The organism is Roseateles sp. (genome assembly GCF_019237615.1).
In the GTDB taxonomy this organism is placed as follows: Bacteria; Pseudomonadota; Gammaproteobacteria; order Burkholderiales; family Burkholderiaceae_C; genus Pelomonas.
In genome coordinates this window covers 1-14,275 of the sequence record NZ_JAFAGT010000053.1, presented here as the reverse complement: position 1 = coordinate 14,275, position 14,275 = coordinate 1, and the positions used below count along the sequence as shown (strand labels likewise).

The following is a 14,275-nucleotide window of genomic DNA, read 5'->3' as shown; positions in this document are numbered from 1 at the left end:
GTCTTAACGCGGCCGGCCCCAGAATCCGTGCCATGCGAATCTGTCTGCTCGAAGACGATCTGGAACTGGGCCGTTCGCTGCAGGCGCTGCTGCAGAACGCCGACCACGAGGTGATGTGGCTGCGCCGCATCGCCGACGCGCGGCTGTGGATCGCCGAGGGCGGCTTTGACGCGGTCGTCATGGACCTGGGCCTGCCCGACGGCGACGGCATGGAGCTGCTGCGCGCGCTGCGCCGCAACCACCGCAAGCTGCCGCTGCTGGTCATCACGGCACGCGACGCCATCGAGGACCGGCTGGACGGCCTGGACGGCGGTGCCGACGACTACCTCGTCAAGCCCTTCGCCGGCTCCGAGCTGCTGGCGCGGCTGCGCGCCGTGGTGCGTCGCACGCAGGGTGAAGACGCCGCCGACCAGCCCGCTGAATGGCAGCTGCGCGACCTGGTGTTGGACGAGCCGCGCATGGAGGTGCGCCGCGGCCCCGAGCGAGTGCCGCTGTCGCGCACCGAGTTCACCATCCTGCTCACCCTCATCAAGCTGCCAGACCGCGTCGTCACGCGCCGCCAGCTGGAGAACCGTGCGCCCTGCCAGATGGACGGCCGCAGCCTGGACGTGCACATCTCCAACCTGCGCCGCAAGATCGGCGAGGGCTACATCCGCACGGTGCGCGGCGTGGGCTATCTGGTCGAGCGCGAAGCGTGACCGACCTGGTGGCGTCGGCGCCGCGCTCGCTGTTCCGGCGCAGCCTGGGCGCCGTGTTCGCGGTGCTGTTCCTGTGCTGGCTCTTCCTCGTCGCGCGCGAGCTCATCGACATCCGCGTGTTGCAGGTCAGGAACGGCCAGGCCGAGAACCGGCTGTGGGCCGAACTGGCGCTGGAGCGCGCCCGCGACACCCATGCCGACGCCACCCGGCTTGACCAGGCGCTGCTGGCGCTGGAGGGCATGCGCGCGCGCGAGTGGCGGCTCAAGGGTCACCGCACGCCCTTCCGGCTGCTGCAGGTGCTCAGGCGCGATGTCGTGCTGGCCGAGCAGCTGCCCGACCTGCGCGGCCGCGACCGCGTGCTGCCGCAGGAGTCCGCGCCGGGCGAGGACGAGCGCTGGCTCTACACCGAGGTACGCGACGACGCGCGTGAGCTGGTCGTGCGCCGCTGGCAGGAGCGGCCCGGCGACTGGCACTTCAGCCTCGCCGGCCTGAGCTATTACGCGCGGCCGCTGCTGTACGGCCTGCCGCTGCTGGCGCTGCCGCTGTGGCTGCTGTTCCGCCTCGGCTTCGCGCCGCTCAAGCGCATAGGCGCACAGATCTCGGCCCGCTCCGCGCACGACCTGACGCCGCTGTCGGCCACGCGCTACGTGGAGCTGGCGCCTCTGGTCAACGCCGTCAACTCGCTGATGGCTCGGCTGCAGCAGCGGCTGGATCGCGAGCATGAGTTCCTTGCCGATGCCGCGCACGAGCTGAAGACGCCCCTGGCCGTCATCCAGCTCGGCGCCGAGGGCCTGGACCAGGCTGACCAGCGCGCCCGCGAAGAGTCACGCGAGCGCCTGCGCCTGGGTGTGCGGCGCGCCACCCATACGGTGCACCAGCTGCTTGCCCTGGCCCGCTCGGGCGCCGACACGCTGGACCTCAGCAAGGCCCGCCACGACCTCGTCGACCTGGTGCGCGAGCGCATCGCGCTGGGCGGCGGCCTGGCCGTGAAGCGGCGCATCGAGCTGGAACTGGTGGCGCCCGAGCAGCTGACGCTTTGGCTGAACCGCGAGTCGCTGTGCAGCCTGGTGGACAACCTCGTCGACAACGCGATCAAGTACTCGCCCGCCGGCGGCCAGGTCAGCGTCGTGCTGGTTGAGGCAGACGACGCCGTCGTGCTGACGGTCAGCGACGCCGGCCCCGGCATCCCGCCCGAACTGCGCCAGCGCGTCTTCGAGCGCTTCGTGCGCCTGGCGGGCCAGCAGGACTACCACGGCAGCGGCCTGGGCCTGACCATCGTCGAGCGCGCGGCGGCCCAGCACGGCGCGCGCGTGGAGCTCCTGGACGGACCCGGCGGCCGTGGGCTGACGGTGAAGGTCAGCTTCCCGCGCGAGCCTGCCGCGTGAGCACGCGGCCTGCGCGGGCCAGCGCCCGGCCGTTGTCCAGCGCCAGTTCGCCATTCACCCACACGGCCGTCAGCCCCGCAGCGGGCGCGCAAGGTTCGCCGTAGTCCGCGCGATCGCCGAAGCACAGGGCGTCGAACAGCACCAGGTCCGCCGCCGCGCCCTCGCGCAGCACGCCGCGGTCCGGCAGCCCGAAGCGTTGCGCCGTCAGGCCCGTCATCTTGTGCACAGCCTGTTCCAGTGTCAGCAGCCCGCGCTCGCGGCCGTAGTGCGCCCATACGCGCGGGAATGCGCCCCAAAGTCGCGGGTGCGGGAAGCGGTCGTGCGGCAGTCCGTCGGAGCCGATCATGGCCAGCGGGTGGGTCAGGATGCGGTCGACGTCGTCATCGTGCATCTGGAAATAGCAGGCCCCGCCCGGCTGCAGCCGCGCGACGGCCGCGGGCTCGCTGACGCCCCAGTCGCGGGCGATGTCGGCCAGCCAGCGGCCGGCCAGCTCCGGGTGGGCCTCGCTCCAGGTCAGGCGTATGGGCGTCAGGCCATCGGCCAGGTCCTCGCGCAGCACCGTGGAGCCGGCCAGGTAGGGGTAGACATCCAGCCCCAGCGCCTGCCGCTGGCCCAGTCGCTCGATGAGGGCCAGCGTCTGCAGGCTGCGCCCCCACTGCGCGCGGCCGGCGCATTTGTGATGGGAGATGACCAGCGGCAGGCCGGCCTCGTGCGCGCAGTCAGCGGCTTCGGCAATGGCGTCCAGCACCTGGGCCATCTCGTTGCGCAGGTGCACCGCGTAGACGCCGCCGTGTCGCGCCGCGACGCGGGCGAGGGCCAGCAGCTCGGCGGGGTCGGCGGCGGTGGCGGGGGCGTAGAAGGTGCCGGAGGACAGGCCCGCGGCACCCTGCCGCATGGCCTCGTCCAGCAGCTCGCCCATGGCGTCGCGCTCGGCTGCGGAAGCCGGGCGGTTCAGCTCGTCCATGCAGCGCAGCCGCAGCGCGGTGTGGCCTACCAGGCCTACCGCGTTCACGGCCGGCCGGGCTGCGTTCACGGCGTCGCGCCAGTCCGCGAAGCCGGCGTGCCGGAACTGCTCGCGCGCCAGCAGGTTCAGCGGCGCCGGCGGGTCGGGCGTCACCAGTGGCGCCAGAGAGATGCCGCAGTTGCCGGTCACGACGGTGGTTACGCCCTGGCTGAGCTTGGGCGTCATCGCAGGCGTTGTGATCAGCGCTGCATCGTCATGGCTGTGCGCGTCGATGAAGCCGGGCGCCAGCACCAGGCCGGTGCAGTCGCGGCGCGGCACGGCGGCGTCGACCTGCAGCGCGGGGCCGAGTGCCGCGATCCGTCCGCCGGCCATGAGCAGGTCCCCGATCCAGCCCTCCGCGCCGCTGCCGTCGACGATCAGCGCGCCGTGCAGGAGCAGCATCAGCTGAAATGCGTCGTGATGGCGTCGACGACGCGGTCGTCCTCGTCCACGACAGCCATCCACGCCCACTTGTCGAAAGTCGTGCAGGGATGCGACGGCCCGAGCGCCACGCGCTCGCCCACGGCCGGTCCGTCGGTCTCGGCCGGGTCCCAGCGCAAATAGGCATGCTGGTCGTTCAGCCCCGTCACCTGCCAGCTCGCCGGCGCCCGAGTGCCACCGCGCAGATGCCAGACCGGCACCGGCCAGCCCTGGTCGAAGGAGACGTCGCGCCGGCCGGCATTCAGCAGCGCCAGGCCCGGTTCGGGGCAGGAGAGCACCTGGGTCCAGACCTCAAGTGCCGGCTGCAGGCTGGGCTGCGGCGCACCCATGCGTGCATCCATGACCCGCATGTAGCGGCCGTAGTGCGCATGGTCATGACAAACGTAGCAGCCCGAGCGCAGCAGGCCCAGGCGGCCCGGCTTGCCGGCGATGACGGGGGCCACCAGGTCGAACAGCGCCGAGCCGCCGCCGCTGAGCCACAGCGGCTGGACCTCGGCAAGTCCTTCGGACTCGATGTCGGCGAGAAGCGCCTCGATGCGCGCCTGCCATTGCCTCATCAGCGCGGTATCGGGCCCGGTCTCGCCGGCCACCTGCAACCCCTCGTAGAAGCCGATGCCGCGCAGTCGCAATGCCGGGTGGGTTCTCAGCGCGCGCGCCAGCGCCAGCGCCTGCCCATGCTCGCGCAGGCCGCAGCGCGAGCTGCCCAGCTCGATCAGTACGTCCACGCGGGCTTCACCCGCACCCAGCCGCGCCCAGTGGGCGGCCAGCAGGTCCAGCTGCGCCTGCGAGTCGACGAAGAAGGCCAGCTCCAGGCCCGGGTGGCGACGTCTCAGGTCCAGTAGCTCGGCCAGTTCGTCCGCGCTGATCAGCTGGTTGGCGATCAGCGCCCGCTTCGCGCCCGCGGCCAGGCCCAGGCGCAGCTGGTGCACGTTGGCGAAGGTCAGGCCCCAGGCGCCGGCATCGAGCTGGCGGCGGAAAAGCTGCGGGCTCATCGTCGTCTTGCCATGCGGCGCCAACTGCACGCCGCGTGCCGCGGCAAAGTCCTGCATCCACGCGATGTTGTGCGCCAGAGCCTGCCGCCGCACGACGGCCAGCGGCGTGGGCAGCTCGGCGAGCGTCCAGCCGCGCTGCGCGACGTCGGCCAGCGGCAGCGGCGGCTGCCGCGCGGGAAAGCCTTTCAGCCAGGGACCCAGCCAGTCCGGTCGCGGCGTGTCATCTTGTTCCATGGCGTCATCATCGCGCCGCTGTCTGAAGAGCGTCTAAAGGGTGCTCTTGCACAAGGCTTGGCGCGCCACCAGACTGCCGCGCATGACTGCACTGACCTTCCTCGGCGCCGAGCCCGCGGCCAGCGATCGCCAGCCCCGCCCCCTGTCGCCCGCCGTGCGCGCCGGCGACTTCGTCTACGTCTCTGGCCAGGTGCCGGTGGACGCGCAAGGCCATGTCGTCGACGGCGGCATAGAGGCGCAGACGCGCCAGGTCTTCGCCAACCTGGAGGCCGCGCTGGCGCTGGCCGGCGCAACGCTGGCCGACGTCTGCAAGACCACCGTCTGGCTGGAGGACGCCCGCGACTTCGGCGCCTTCAACCGCGTCTACATGGGCTTCTTCCCAGTGGCCAGGCCGGCGCGCTCGACGGTGGAGTCGCGGCTGATGATCCCGGCCAAGGTGGAGATCGACGCGGTGGCATACCGGCCGCTGGGGTAAGGGGGTTGCCCTGTCTTGAGGCAATCTTCAGATTTGCTTGAGGTGGCTCCAAGCTGGGCGGGCAGATGATGGCCGCATGTCGTTGGACGAGATCGCCGCCGCCCTGTTGCCCCAGCCGCAGTCCCTGACCCCGCTGCCCGGCCGCGGGCCGGCGGTGCCGCGCGACGAGTCCGAGGGCCGGGAGTGGCTGGCGCTGCCCCGCCTGGCGCCGCGCCTGCCGCAGCTGGGCGACGACGAGTCCTTCCGCCTGCACCTGACGGCCGGGTCCATGAGCTTGCAGGCCGAGACGCCGGCCGGCGTGAGCCATGGCCTGCAGGCGCTGTCGCAGCTGTGGCATGCGGCGCGCGAGGCCGGCCTGCGGGAGCTGCCGGCGCTGCAGATCGACGACGCGCCGCGCCACCCGTGGCGCGGCCTGCTGGTGGACGTGGCGCGGCGGCCGCTGCCCTTCGACGCGATGCTGGGCCTGCTGGACGGTATGGCCGCCGCGCGGCTCAACGTGTTCCACTGGCACCTGACGGACGATCAGGCATGGCGGCTGGAGTCGCGGCGCTTCCCGGCGCTGCACGAACGCGCGAGCGGCGGCTTCTTCTACACGCTGGATCAGGCGCGGCGGTTGGTGGCCGAGGCCGCTGCGCGCGGCATCCGCGTCGTGCCCGAGCTGGACCTGCCCGGCCATTGCTGGGCGCTGGGCCTGGCGTGTCCCGAACTGCTGTGCGCGCCGGCGCCGACCGAGGTGCAGCCCGCCTTCGGTGTGTTCGGAGCAGCGGTGAACCCCGACAGCGAGGCGCTGTATGCCTTCCTCGACGGCCTGTTCTCCGAGTGGGCCGAGGTCTTCCCCGACCCCTTCCTCCACCTGGGCGGCGACGAGCTCGCGCCCGCCGCCTGGGCCGCGCTCGCCGAGCAGCGCGGTGGCAGCCTGGCCGAGCTGCAGGCGGCTTACCTCGCCCGCATCGGTGAGCTGCTGCGCCGCCATGACCGGCGCCTGGTGGCCTGGGACGAGATGGGCCAGTCAAGCGCGCTGCCGCCGGGCAGCCTGCTGCAGTGCTGGCGCGGCGACGAGGCCTTGCGCCTGGCGCCGCCTGGCCTCGCCGGCCGGCTGCGCAGCGCGGGCTTCTACCTGGACCAGATCCATCCTGCCGCCTATCACTGGCGCCGCAGCATGCGACCGCCCACGCGGCCCGCGGCGCCGGCCGAGGGCGCCGAGGCCTGGTCGCTGCAGGCGAGGGTCGGGGCCTGGCAGGTCGAGGGCCGGCTGTGGCTGGGCAGCGGCGCGGCCAGGCTGCACCTGCGCAGCACGGGCACGCTGGACGAATGGCTGGCGCCGCGCGTCGTTGCCGGTCAAGGCGTGTGGCGGCTGCAGGTCGACAGCGACCTGGGCGAGCTGGAGCTCTGGGGGCCCGACAGGAGCGGCCGCGGCTGGCTGCGTCTGGGGGCGCTGCGCCAGCCTTGCGACTGGCTGCCGCTGCGGGCCGGCGCGCCGGCCTGGCCGGCCGAGGAGCCTGCCCGGCCCACGCCCATGCTGGGTGGCGAGGCCGCGCTGTGGGCCGAGCTGGTCGAGGCGCCGCAGCTGGCTCTGCGCTGCTGGCCGCGGGCCCTGGCCGTGGCCGAGCGGCTGTGGAGCGACCCGGCCGACGAACGGCAGCTCGACCAGCGCCTGGCCGCCGCGCAGCGCTGGCTCATGGTCACCGGCCGCGTGCCCGCCGACCCCGCGGCACCGCTGTTCGCACGGCTCTGCCCCGATGCCGCCGAGCGCGCGAATCTGCGTGCGCTGGCTCAGTGGCTGGAGCCAGGCTCCGGCTATGCGCGCCAGCACGCGAAGAAGAGCGCCCAGACCTACCACCAGGGCGAAGCGCTGGACCGCCTGGCCGACGCGCTGCCGGCGCAGAGCCCGCTGATACCGGCCCTGCGGGACGACGCGGCGGCCTGGCAGTCCGCACTGGGCGAGGCGCGTGACCGGCTGCCGGCATGGCGCGCCTTGCTGTCCGCCGCGCCGCGACTGGTGCCGGTCCTGCCGCTGCTGGACGTGCTGGCCGACCTGTTCGAGCTGGGCCTGGCCCTGTGGGCGGGCCGCGTGCCGGCCAACGCGCAGCAGCGGCTGCACGACGCCGCCGCTCTCGTCGACGAGATGCTGCCCGCCCTCGTGCAGCCGCTGCAGCACCGCCTGGACGCGCTGGCATGAGGCGCCTCGCCGTCATCGCGCTGCTGCTGGTCGGCGGCGCGCGGGCCGCCGACCTGGAGCTGCTGCATGCCTGGACCTCGGGCAGCGAGGCCGCCATGGTCGGCGAGCTGGCCGCCGCCGCCCGCCGCGGCGGCGTGGACCTGAAGGCGACGGCCGTGGCTGGCGCGTCCAACGCCAACACGCTGCTGAAGGCCCGCTTCCTGTCCGGCCACCCGCCTACGCTGGCGCAGACCGACAAGCCGCTGCGCATCTGGGCCGAGGCCGTGCCGCTTGCCGACCTTGGCGGTGCGGTCAACGTGCAGTTCGCCGCGCTGCCGCATGCGGTGGCGGCCGAGCTGCGGCATGCGGGCAAGCCGGCCGCCGTGCCGCTGAACGTGCACCGCCTCAACACGCTGTGGAGCAACCTGCGCCTGCTGCGTGCCCATGGCCTGGCCGTGCCGCAGGACTGGGACGAATTTCACCGCACCGCCGCTCGGCTGCGCGGCGCAGGCCTGCTGCCGCTGGCCATGGGCAGTTCGGCGGGGCAGAAGCTCAGCCTGTTCGTCGCCGTCGTGTTGGGCCGCGCGGGGCGGGACTTTTTCGAGCGTGCCGTCGTGCAGGCCGACCCGGCCCTGTTGGCTGGCGAGCGCATGGCCGCGCTGCTGCAGGAGTTCCGCTCGCTCAAGAGCTACACCGACGCCGGCCAGGTCAGCCGCGACTGGGCCGGTGCGACCGCGCTGCTGCTGCAAGGGCGCGCCGTGTTCCAGTTCACCGGCGACTGGGCCAACGGCGAGTTCCGGAAGGCTGGCTGGCAGCCCGGCGTGGACTACGACTGCACGGCGGCACCCGGCAACGGCGGCCTGCATTACTTCGAGTTCGACCGGCTGGTGTTCTTCGCCCAGCCAGCGCGGCTGGGCGCCCAGCAGCGCCTGGCCGGCCTGCTGCTGCAGCCCGAGACCTCGGCGCAGCTGGCGCGGCTCAAGGGCGGCATCCCGGTGCGGCGCGACGCGGACCTGTCCGGATTCAACGCCTGTGCCCAGCGCTCGGCGGCGGACTTCCGTGCCGGCGAGGCGCGCGGCGAACTGGTGTTGGCCCTGAGTGCACGCCTGGGCGAGAGCGCCTATGGCGGCCTCAAGGACGCGCTGTCGGCCTACTGGGCCAGCGAGCGCATGACGGCGGCGCAGGCGCAGACGCGGCTGGCGCAGGCCTTGAGGCAGAGGGACTGATCGTGAGCGAAAGACGCACCGCGCTGGCCTGCCTGATCCCGCTGCTGCTGATCGGCGCCGTGTTCTTCTACGGCTTCCTGCTGTGGACGGGCTGGCTGTCGCTGACGCGCTCCAACCTGCTGCCGAGCTCCGAGTTCGTCGGCCTGCAGCAGTACGAGCGCCTGCTGCTGGACCCGCGTTGGCAGGCCGCGCTGTGGAACCTGCTGCGCTTCGGCTTGGGGCTGGTCGTGCTGCCGCTGCTGATCGGCCTGGGCCTGGCACTGCTGCTGGACCAGCAGCTGCGCGGCGAGGGCCTGCTGCGCTGGGTGTGGCTGCACCCGATGGCGCTGTCCATGGTCGTCACCGGCAGCGCCTGGCGCTGGCTGATGGACCCCGAGCAAGGCCTCGCCGAGGCCGTGCGCGGCTGGGGCTGGACGGGCTTCCGCTGGGACTGGCTGGCGCAGGAGGACATGGCCGTCTACGCGCTGGTGGTGGCCGCCGTGTGGCAGATCAGCGGCTTCGTCATGGCCCTGTTCCTGGCGGGCCTGCGCGGCATCGACGAGTCCATGCTGCAGGCCGCGCGGCTGGATGGCGCCCGGGGCTGGAAGCTGCTGCGTCGCGTCATCCTGCCGCAGCTGGGGCCCAGCCTCGCCTCGGCGCTGCTGGTGCTGCTGCCAGCCGCGATCAAGACCTTCGACCTGGTCGTCGTGTTGACCGAGGGCGGCCCGGGCCAGTCCAGCGAGCTGCCGGCGTTCTACATGTTCCAGATGGCCTTCGAGCGCAGCCGCCTGGGCCTGGGCGCGGCCAGCGCGATGGTGCTGGTGATGATGGTGCTGTCCGTCGCGCTGCCCTATGCGGTGGTGCGCTCGCGCCGGAGGTCCGCGGCATGAAGCGGACCTCGCTCTATCTGCTGGCGGCGTTGGCCGTGGTGGTCATCGCCCTGCCGCTGCTCCTGATGCTGATGAACAGCCTCAAGGGTACGGCCGAGGCGCAGCTGGGCTTCCTGGCGCTGCCGCGCGAGCCCGGTTTCGCGGCCTGGCGTGAAGCGTGGGCCAGGCTGTCGGGCAGCTTCGGCATCAGCCTGATGCTGGCGCTGCCGGCCGTGCTCCTGTCGGCTCTGCTCGCGGCCGTCAATGGCTTTGTGCTGTGCAAGTACCGCTTCCGCGGCGAACGCTGGGTGGGGCTGTTGCTGGTGCTGGCCTTCTTCCTGCCCATCAAGGTCTACCTGCTGCCGCTAGCCATCACGATGGCGCGCCTCGGGCTGGACCGCTCGCTGGGCCTGCTGATCGCCATCCACGTCATCTACAGCCTGCCGCTGGCGCTGTTTTTTCGCAACCACTTCCTCTCCTTCCCGGACGAGCTGCTGCAGGCCGCGCGGCTGGACGGCGCGGGCTTCTGGCGGCTGCTGTGGCGCGTGGTGCTGCCGCTGTCCCGGCCCATCTTCGTCGTCGTGCTCATCCTGCAGTTCACGACGATCTGGAACGAGTACCTGTTCGGACTGGTCTTCGGGCCCGAGGACGCGCGGCCCATCACCGCGGCGCTGGCCCAGCTCAGCGCCCAGACCGAGACCGGCGCGCGTGCCTATCCCCTGGAGATGGCCGCGGCGCTGCTGGCGGCGGCGCCGACGCTGCTGGTCTACCTGCTGGCCGGGCGGCATTTCACGCGGGGCCTGGTGGCGGGCGCCGTCAAGGGTTAGAGATGACTGAAGAAGCAACGGGGTTGCGCATTGACGGCCTCACGCGGCGCGTGGGGCGCCAGACCATCCTGGACGACGTGAGCCTGTCGCTGGATCCGGGCGAGATGCTCATCCTCGTGGGCCCCTCGGGCTGCGGCAAGTCGTCGCTGCTGGGCGTGGTGGCCGGCCTGCAGGCGCAGGACGCGGGCGAGATCCACTTGGACGGCCGGCGCATCGAGGGCCTGAGCCCGCGCGAGCGCGACATCGCAATGGTGTTCCAGAACTACGCCTTGTATCCGCACATGAGCGTCGCCGAGAACATCGGCTTCGGCCTGGAGATGCAGGGCTGGCCGCGCGCGCGGCGCGACGCCCGCGTGCAGGAGGTGGCGCGCATGCTGCAGCTGCAGGCGCTGCTGCAGCGCCGCCCGGCCCAGCTCTCCGGCGGCCAGCGCCAGCGCGTGGCCATGGGGCGGGCGCTGGCACGCCAGCCGCGGCTGTTCCTGTTCGACGAGCCGTTGTCCAACCTCGACGCCCAGCTGCGCGCCGAGATGCGCGGCGAGATCAAGCTGCTGCACCAGCGCGTGGGCCGCAGCGCCATCTACGTGACGCACGACCAGACCGAGGCGATGACGCTGGGCCAGCGCATTGCGGTGCTGAAGGCGGGCCGGCTGCAGCAGGTCGGCACGCCACAGCAGGTCTACCAACAGCCGGCCAACCTCTTCGTCGCGCAGTTCCTGTCCAGCCCGGCGCTGAACCTGCTGCCGGCGCGGCTGGAGCCCGAGGGCGAGTTCACACTGACGCTGCAGGGCGCGGGCGCCCTGGGCTGGCGGCCCGAGACGCTGCCGCGCCGCGAGCGCCTGCTGGGCCGGCCGCTGCTGCTGGGCTGGCGGGCGGAGTCGCTGGGGGAGGGGGGGGCCGGCCTGTCTCTGCAGGCACCGGTGCTGCTGGTGGAGCCCACTGGCGTGGACAGCCTAGTGCAGCTGCAGCTGGGCGAGCAGCGCCTGCATTGGCGCTGCGCAGGCTGGCCGGCGCTGCAGCCGGGAGACGTGGTGACGCTGCGGCTGCCGGAATCCGCGCTGCTGGTGTTCGACGCAGAGACGGGCGAGCGCCTTTAGCAGTTCTCGTACTTCCAGTTGCGCGACTTGCCCTCGGCCAGCCATTCCACGGCCTGGGTAATGCGCTTGGCGCGCGTGTCCTCGCGCTTGGCCTCCAGCACCCATTCCAGATAGTCGCGCTGTTTGCTGGGCGGGAATGCGTCGTAGTGCCGCTCGGCGGCCTCGACCTTGGCGAGGGCCGCGGCGAAGTCGGCGGGCATCTCCAGCCGGGCGCGCGGTTCGCGGCCGGGCTTCTGCGCCCGCGGCGCGCCCGCCCGCAACAGCGCGGCGGCGGCCTTGACCTGCCGGCGCAGCTCGGTGCGTGGCGGCAGGTCGGCCAGGCTTGCGATGCGGCCGAAGTCGCCCATCGCGCCGCCCTTGCCTTCGCCCGCGCCCTCGCGCTCCCAGAAGCTGAAAGCGCAATGCGCCTTGAAGGCCGACATGCCGCACAGCAGCTTGCCGTCCAGCATGAAGTGGGGCCGGCTCCACTTGATGGTCTCGACGACCTCAGGGCAGGCGGCGTGCACGTCCTCGCGCAGCCGCTCGAGGATGGGCAGCGCGAACGTCGGCACGCCGGCCAGGTAGGCGTCGATGCGCGGGTCGAGCGTGGGCATGGTCACTCCGCGGGGTTGAGGTGTTTTTCGATGCGCCGATCCGGGATCAGCCACAACAGCGCGACGAGGGCGTAGCCGGCCAGCGACAGGCCCACGTGCACGAAGGCCAGCACGATGGACGCGGTGTAGACGACCGGCGACAGCTTGCCCTTCCAGTCCTTGCCCAGCGCCCGGGCAAGGGCGGTGTTGTTGCCAGGGATGCAGGTCAGCGTGCGCTGCAGCAGCGCCCAGGCCAGCGCGGCCATGACGAGGATGCCGCCGTAGACGGCCACGGGCAGCGGCGCGAAATGGTTCTCGCCCATCCAGCCCGTGGCGAACGGCAGCAGCGACAGCCAGAACAGCAGGTGCAGGTTGGGCCACAGCACGCTGCCGTTGATCTTGTGCACCGCATGCAGCAGATGGTGGTGGTTGTTCCAGTAGATGCCCACGTAGATGAAGCTCAGCACGTAGGACAGCAGCACCGGCCACAGCGGCTTCACCGCCTCCCAGTCGCTGCCGTGGGGGACTTTCATCTCCAGCACCATGATGGTGATGATGATGGCGATCACGCCATCGCTGAAAGCTTCGAGCCGGGACTTGTTCATGGGGAGTGGAAGTTGTTTGGGGCAGTCTAGACTTCCTGTCACCGACGTCTCCCTCCGGACTGACCCTTGCGACGCCTGCTGCTGCCCCTGTTGTGTGCCGGTTCGGCGGCCATCGCCCAGGTGCCGTCGCTGACGCTGGAGCAACTGCCCCGCCCCACCATGCCGCCCGGCGAGCGTGGCCCGGTGGTGCCGGCGCAGGTTGAGCGCTGGCGCCTTGAGGCCAAGGCGCTGGAGTATGGCGACGGCGTGAAGCGCGACGAGGTCGAGGCGGCCCGGCTCTACTGCCGCGCATCGCGCTACGGCGATGCCGAGGCCCAGTACAGCCTGGGCTGGATGCTGACCAATGCGCGCGGCATCCAGCGCAACGATGCCGAGGCTGCCCATATGTTCGCCGCCGCCGCCGAGCAGGGCATGCAGCAGGCGCAGAACATGCTGGATCGCATGGGCGGCACGCCGCTGGGTGACCCGCCGCCCTGCCTGCGCCCGCCGGAAACCGACCCGCCCGTGGCCGCCGATGCGCGGGGGGGCGGGCCGCGCGCGTCGACCTCGCTGTGGGCCATGTTGCCCCTGCCGCCGCAGGCGCCGCCGGCCATCGTCAACTACGTGAAGCTGATCGCGCCCGAGTATCAGCTCGCGCCGGCCCTGGTGCTGGCCGTGATGGCGACCGAGTCCAACTTCGACCCGCTGGCCGAATCGCCCAAGAAGGCCCAGGGGCTGATGCAGCTGCTGCCTGACACTGCGCTGCGCTTCAAGGCCACCAAGCTGCGCGACCCGGCGCAGAACATCCGTGCCGGCATGGCCTATCTGCGCTGGCTGCTGGCCTACTTCGAGGGCGACGTGATGCTGGCCCTGGCCGGCTACAACGCCGGCGAGAAGGCGGTGGACCACTATCTGGGCGTGCCGCCCTATGCGGAGACGCGGATGTACGTGCGCAAGATCATGGCCGCCACGGGCGGTCAGCGCCTGCATCCCTTCGACGCCAGCGTGACGGCGGCCTCGCCGATGCTGCTGCGGGTGCGCGCCGCGATGCAAGTGATTCAGTCGCGCTGACTTTCGACGCGCCGCTCGGTGATCTCGCGCACCGGCGCAAGTCCACGCTGTTCTTCAGTGGATAGCGCCGCGCCGCCGGCGCGATGGCGGCCGTGCGCTCGGATTGCAGTCCGGCCAGCGCCCGCCAGAAACCCTTGTCCAACGCGTCGCGGCCGAGAAATTGATCTTCAGCCCCAGCCTCAGAGCCTGAGAAGCATTTGATTGCCGTTAGCCGAGTGGCCGGCGAGCCATGGGATGCAGTTGCCCGCGATGTGCTGGCGGATTCGGGTGATCGGGGTCGGCGCAGGGCCTACAGGGGCCGCCCCGCGGGCCTTCGGGGCGCGAAGTGCGCCTCGGACGCCTCTTATGCCGCCGCCGCGGCCATTTCGGACGCACCTCTGCCCAGCAGCATCTGCGGCGCGATCGTGACCAGGCGCAGCAGGTTGTGCGCCAGCGCCCATAGATAGGCCGCCGCGCGCACCTTGCCCAGCCCGCGCACGGGCATGCGCTGCAGCCCCCGGTTGCGCGCCAGCGCGTTGACGCACTCGGCCGTGGCCGCGCGCTGCCTGTACACGGCCTTGGCCGCGTCGCCGGCCATGCGCGCCCGCCACTGCGCCACCGGCTCGGAGTCACCTGCCTTGCGCTGGTGCTTGTCCGGTGGCGCTGTGTCGTCATCGCCGGGCTTGCG

At 72.1% G+C, this 14,275-nt stretch carries 14 protein-coding genes; 9 read left to right on the top strand and 5 right to left on the bottom strand.

Going from position 1 to position 14,275, the window contains the following annotated elements:
• The first annotated feature begins 32 nt into the window (after positions 1 to 32).
• Entirely contained in the window at positions 33 to 698 is a 666-nt protein-coding gene (locus JOY88_RS09685; protein ID WP_293502056.1) for a response regulator transcription factor, read from the top strand.
• Positions 695 to 2,083 carry a sensor histidine kinase gene (locus tag JOY88_RS09680; RefSeq protein WP_293502055.1) on the top strand — a complete coding sequence of 463 codons (1,389 nt, stop codon included), beginning with the start codon at positions 695 to 697 and terminating at the stop codon, positions 2,081 to 2,083. Before JOY88_RS09685 ends, JOY88_RS09680 begins: the two co-directional genes overlap by 4 nt.
• Here the strand turns inward: JOY88_RS09680 and JOY88_RS09675 are convergent.
• Complete coding sequence (locus tag JOY88_RS09675; RefSeq protein WP_293502054.1) at positions 2,055 to 3,488, bottom strand: N-acyl-D-amino-acid deacylase family protein; 1,434 nt, start codon at positions 3,486 to 3,488, stop codon at positions 2,055 to 2,057. The genes JOY88_RS09680 and JOY88_RS09675 overlap by 29 nt on opposite strands.
• Positions 3,488 to 4,753 (bottom strand): alanine racemase, encoded by a 1,266-nt coding sequence (locus JOY88_RS09670; protein ID WP_293502053.1) that lies wholly within the window; start codon positions 4,751 to 4,753, stop codon positions 3,488 to 3,490. The genes JOY88_RS09675 and JOY88_RS09670 overlap by 1 nt, the downstream gene beginning before the upstream one ends.
• An 82-nt stretch (positions 4,754 to 4,835) precedes the next feature.
• Here JOY88_RS09670 and JOY88_RS09665 point away from each other — a divergent pair, with 82 nt between their 5' ends.
• From JOY88_RS09665 to JOY88_RS09640, 6 genes are all read left to right on the top strand, one after another.
• Positions 4,836 to 5,228 carry a RidA family protein gene (locus JOY88_RS09665; protein ID WP_293502052.1) on the top strand — a complete coding sequence of 131 codons (393 nt, stop codon included), beginning with the start codon at positions 4,836 to 4,838 and terminating at the stop codon, positions 5,226 to 5,228.
• Positions 5,229 to 5,304: 76 nt separating this feature from the next.
• The gene (locus JOY88_RS09660) at positions 5,305 to 7,407 is read left to right on the top strand and encodes a family 20 glycosylhydrolase (protein WP_293502051.1); all 2,103 of its coding nucleotides are present in this window, start codon (positions 5,305 to 5,307) and stop codon (positions 7,405 to 7,407) included.
• Positions 7,404 to 8,612, top strand: a complete 1,209-nt coding sequence (locus JOY88_RS09655; protein ID WP_293502050.1) for an ABC transporter substrate-binding protein — start codon at positions 7,404 to 7,406, stop codon at positions 8,610 to 8,612. Before JOY88_RS09660 ends, JOY88_RS09655 begins: the two co-directional genes overlap by 4 nt.
• 2 nt (positions 8,613 to 8,614) lie before the next feature.
• On the top strand, positions 8,615 to 9,481 hold the full coding sequence (locus tag JOY88_RS09650) for a carbohydrate ABC transporter permease (protein WP_293502049.1): 867 nt from the start codon (positions 8,615 to 8,617) through the stop codon (positions 9,479 to 9,481).
• Positions 9,478 to 10,287 carry a carbohydrate ABC transporter permease gene (locus JOY88_RS09645; RefSeq protein ID WP_293502048.1) on the top strand — a complete coding sequence of 270 codons (810 nt, stop codon included), beginning with the start codon at positions 9,478 to 9,480 and terminating at the stop codon, positions 10,285 to 10,287. Before JOY88_RS09650 ends, JOY88_RS09645 begins: the two co-directional genes overlap by 4 nt.
• A gap of 2 nt (positions 10,288 to 10,289) precedes the next feature.
• On the top strand, positions 10,290 to 11,381 hold the full coding sequence (locus tag JOY88_RS09640; protein ID WP_293502047.1) for an ABC transporter ATP-binding protein: 1,092 nt from the start codon (positions 10,290 to 10,292) through the stop codon (positions 11,379 to 11,381).
• Here the strand turns inward: JOY88_RS09640 and JOY88_RS09635 are convergent.
• A complete protein-coding gene (locus JOY88_RS09635) occupies positions 11,378 to 11,974 on the bottom strand; it encodes a YdeI/OmpD-associated family protein (protein WP_293502046.1) in 597 nt (198 codons plus the stop codon). The genes JOY88_RS09640 and JOY88_RS09635 overlap by 4 nt on opposite strands.
• Positions 11,975 to 11,976: 2 nt before the next feature.
• On the bottom strand, positions 11,977 to 12,558 hold the full coding sequence (locus JOY88_RS09630; RefSeq protein WP_293502045.1) for a TMEM175 family protein: 582 nt from the start codon (positions 12,556 to 12,558) through the stop codon (positions 11,977 to 11,979).
• A 66-nt stretch (positions 12,559 to 12,624) separates the two neighbouring features.
• Here JOY88_RS09630 and JOY88_RS09625 point away from each other — a divergent pair, with 66 nt between their 5' ends.
• A complete protein-coding gene (locus JOY88_RS09625; RefSeq protein WP_293502044.1) occupies positions 12,625 to 13,608 on the top strand; it encodes a transglycosylase SLT domain-containing protein in 984 nt (327 codons plus the stop codon).
• A gap of 343 nt (positions 13,609 to 13,951) precedes the next feature.
• Here the strand turns inward: JOY88_RS09625 and JOY88_RS09620 are convergent.
• Positions 13,952 to 14,275: transposase (locus JOY88_RS09620; RefSeq protein ID WP_293502043.1), on the bottom strand; the 324-nt coding region annotated here is incomplete at its 5' end.

What these genes read in the sequence shown, in the direction of transcription:
- JOY88_RS09655 (WP_293502050.1), top strand. Translation starts at nt 7,404, where the DNA reads ATGAGGCGCCTCGCCGTCATCGCGCTGCTGCTGGTCGGCGGCGCGCGG.
- JOY88_RS09630 (WP_293502045.1), bottom strand. Translation starts at nt 12,558, where the DNA reads ATGAACAAGTCCCGGCTCGAAGCTTTCAGCGATGGCGTGATCGCCATC.
- JOY88_RS09660 (WP_293502051.1), top strand. Translation starts at nt 5,305, where the DNA reads ATGTCGTTGGACGAGATCGCCGCCGCCCTGTTGCCCCAGCCGCAGTCC.
- JOY88_RS09670 (WP_293502053.1), bottom strand. Translation starts at nt 4,753, where the DNA reads ATGGAACAAGATGACACGCCGCGACCGGACTGGCTGGGTCCCTGGCTG.
- JOY88_RS09675 (WP_293502054.1), bottom strand. Translation starts at nt 3,488, where the DNA reads ATGCTGCTCCTGCACGGCGCGCTGATCGTCGACGGCAGCGGCGCGGAG.
- JOY88_RS09635 (WP_293502046.1), bottom strand. Translation starts at nt 11,974, where the DNA reads ATGCCCACGCTCGACCCGCGCATCGACGCCTACCTGGCCGGCGTGCCG.
- JOY88_RS09645 (WP_293502048.1), top strand. Translation starts at nt 9,478, where the DNA reads ATGAAGCGGACCTCGCTCTATCTGCTGGCGGCGTTGGCCGTGGTGGTC.
- JOY88_RS09665 (WP_293502052.1), top strand. Translation starts at nt 4,836, where the DNA reads ATGACTGCACTGACCTTCCTCGGCGCCGAGCCCGCGGCCAGCGATCGC.
- JOY88_RS09685 (WP_293502056.1), top strand. Translation starts at nt 33, where the DNA reads ATGCGAATCTGTCTGCTCGAAGACGATCTGGAACTGGGCCGTTCGCTG.
- JOY88_RS09640 (WP_293502047.1), top strand. Translation starts at nt 10,290, where the DNA reads ATGACTGAAGAAGCAACGGGGTTGCGCATTGACGGCCTCACGCGGCGC.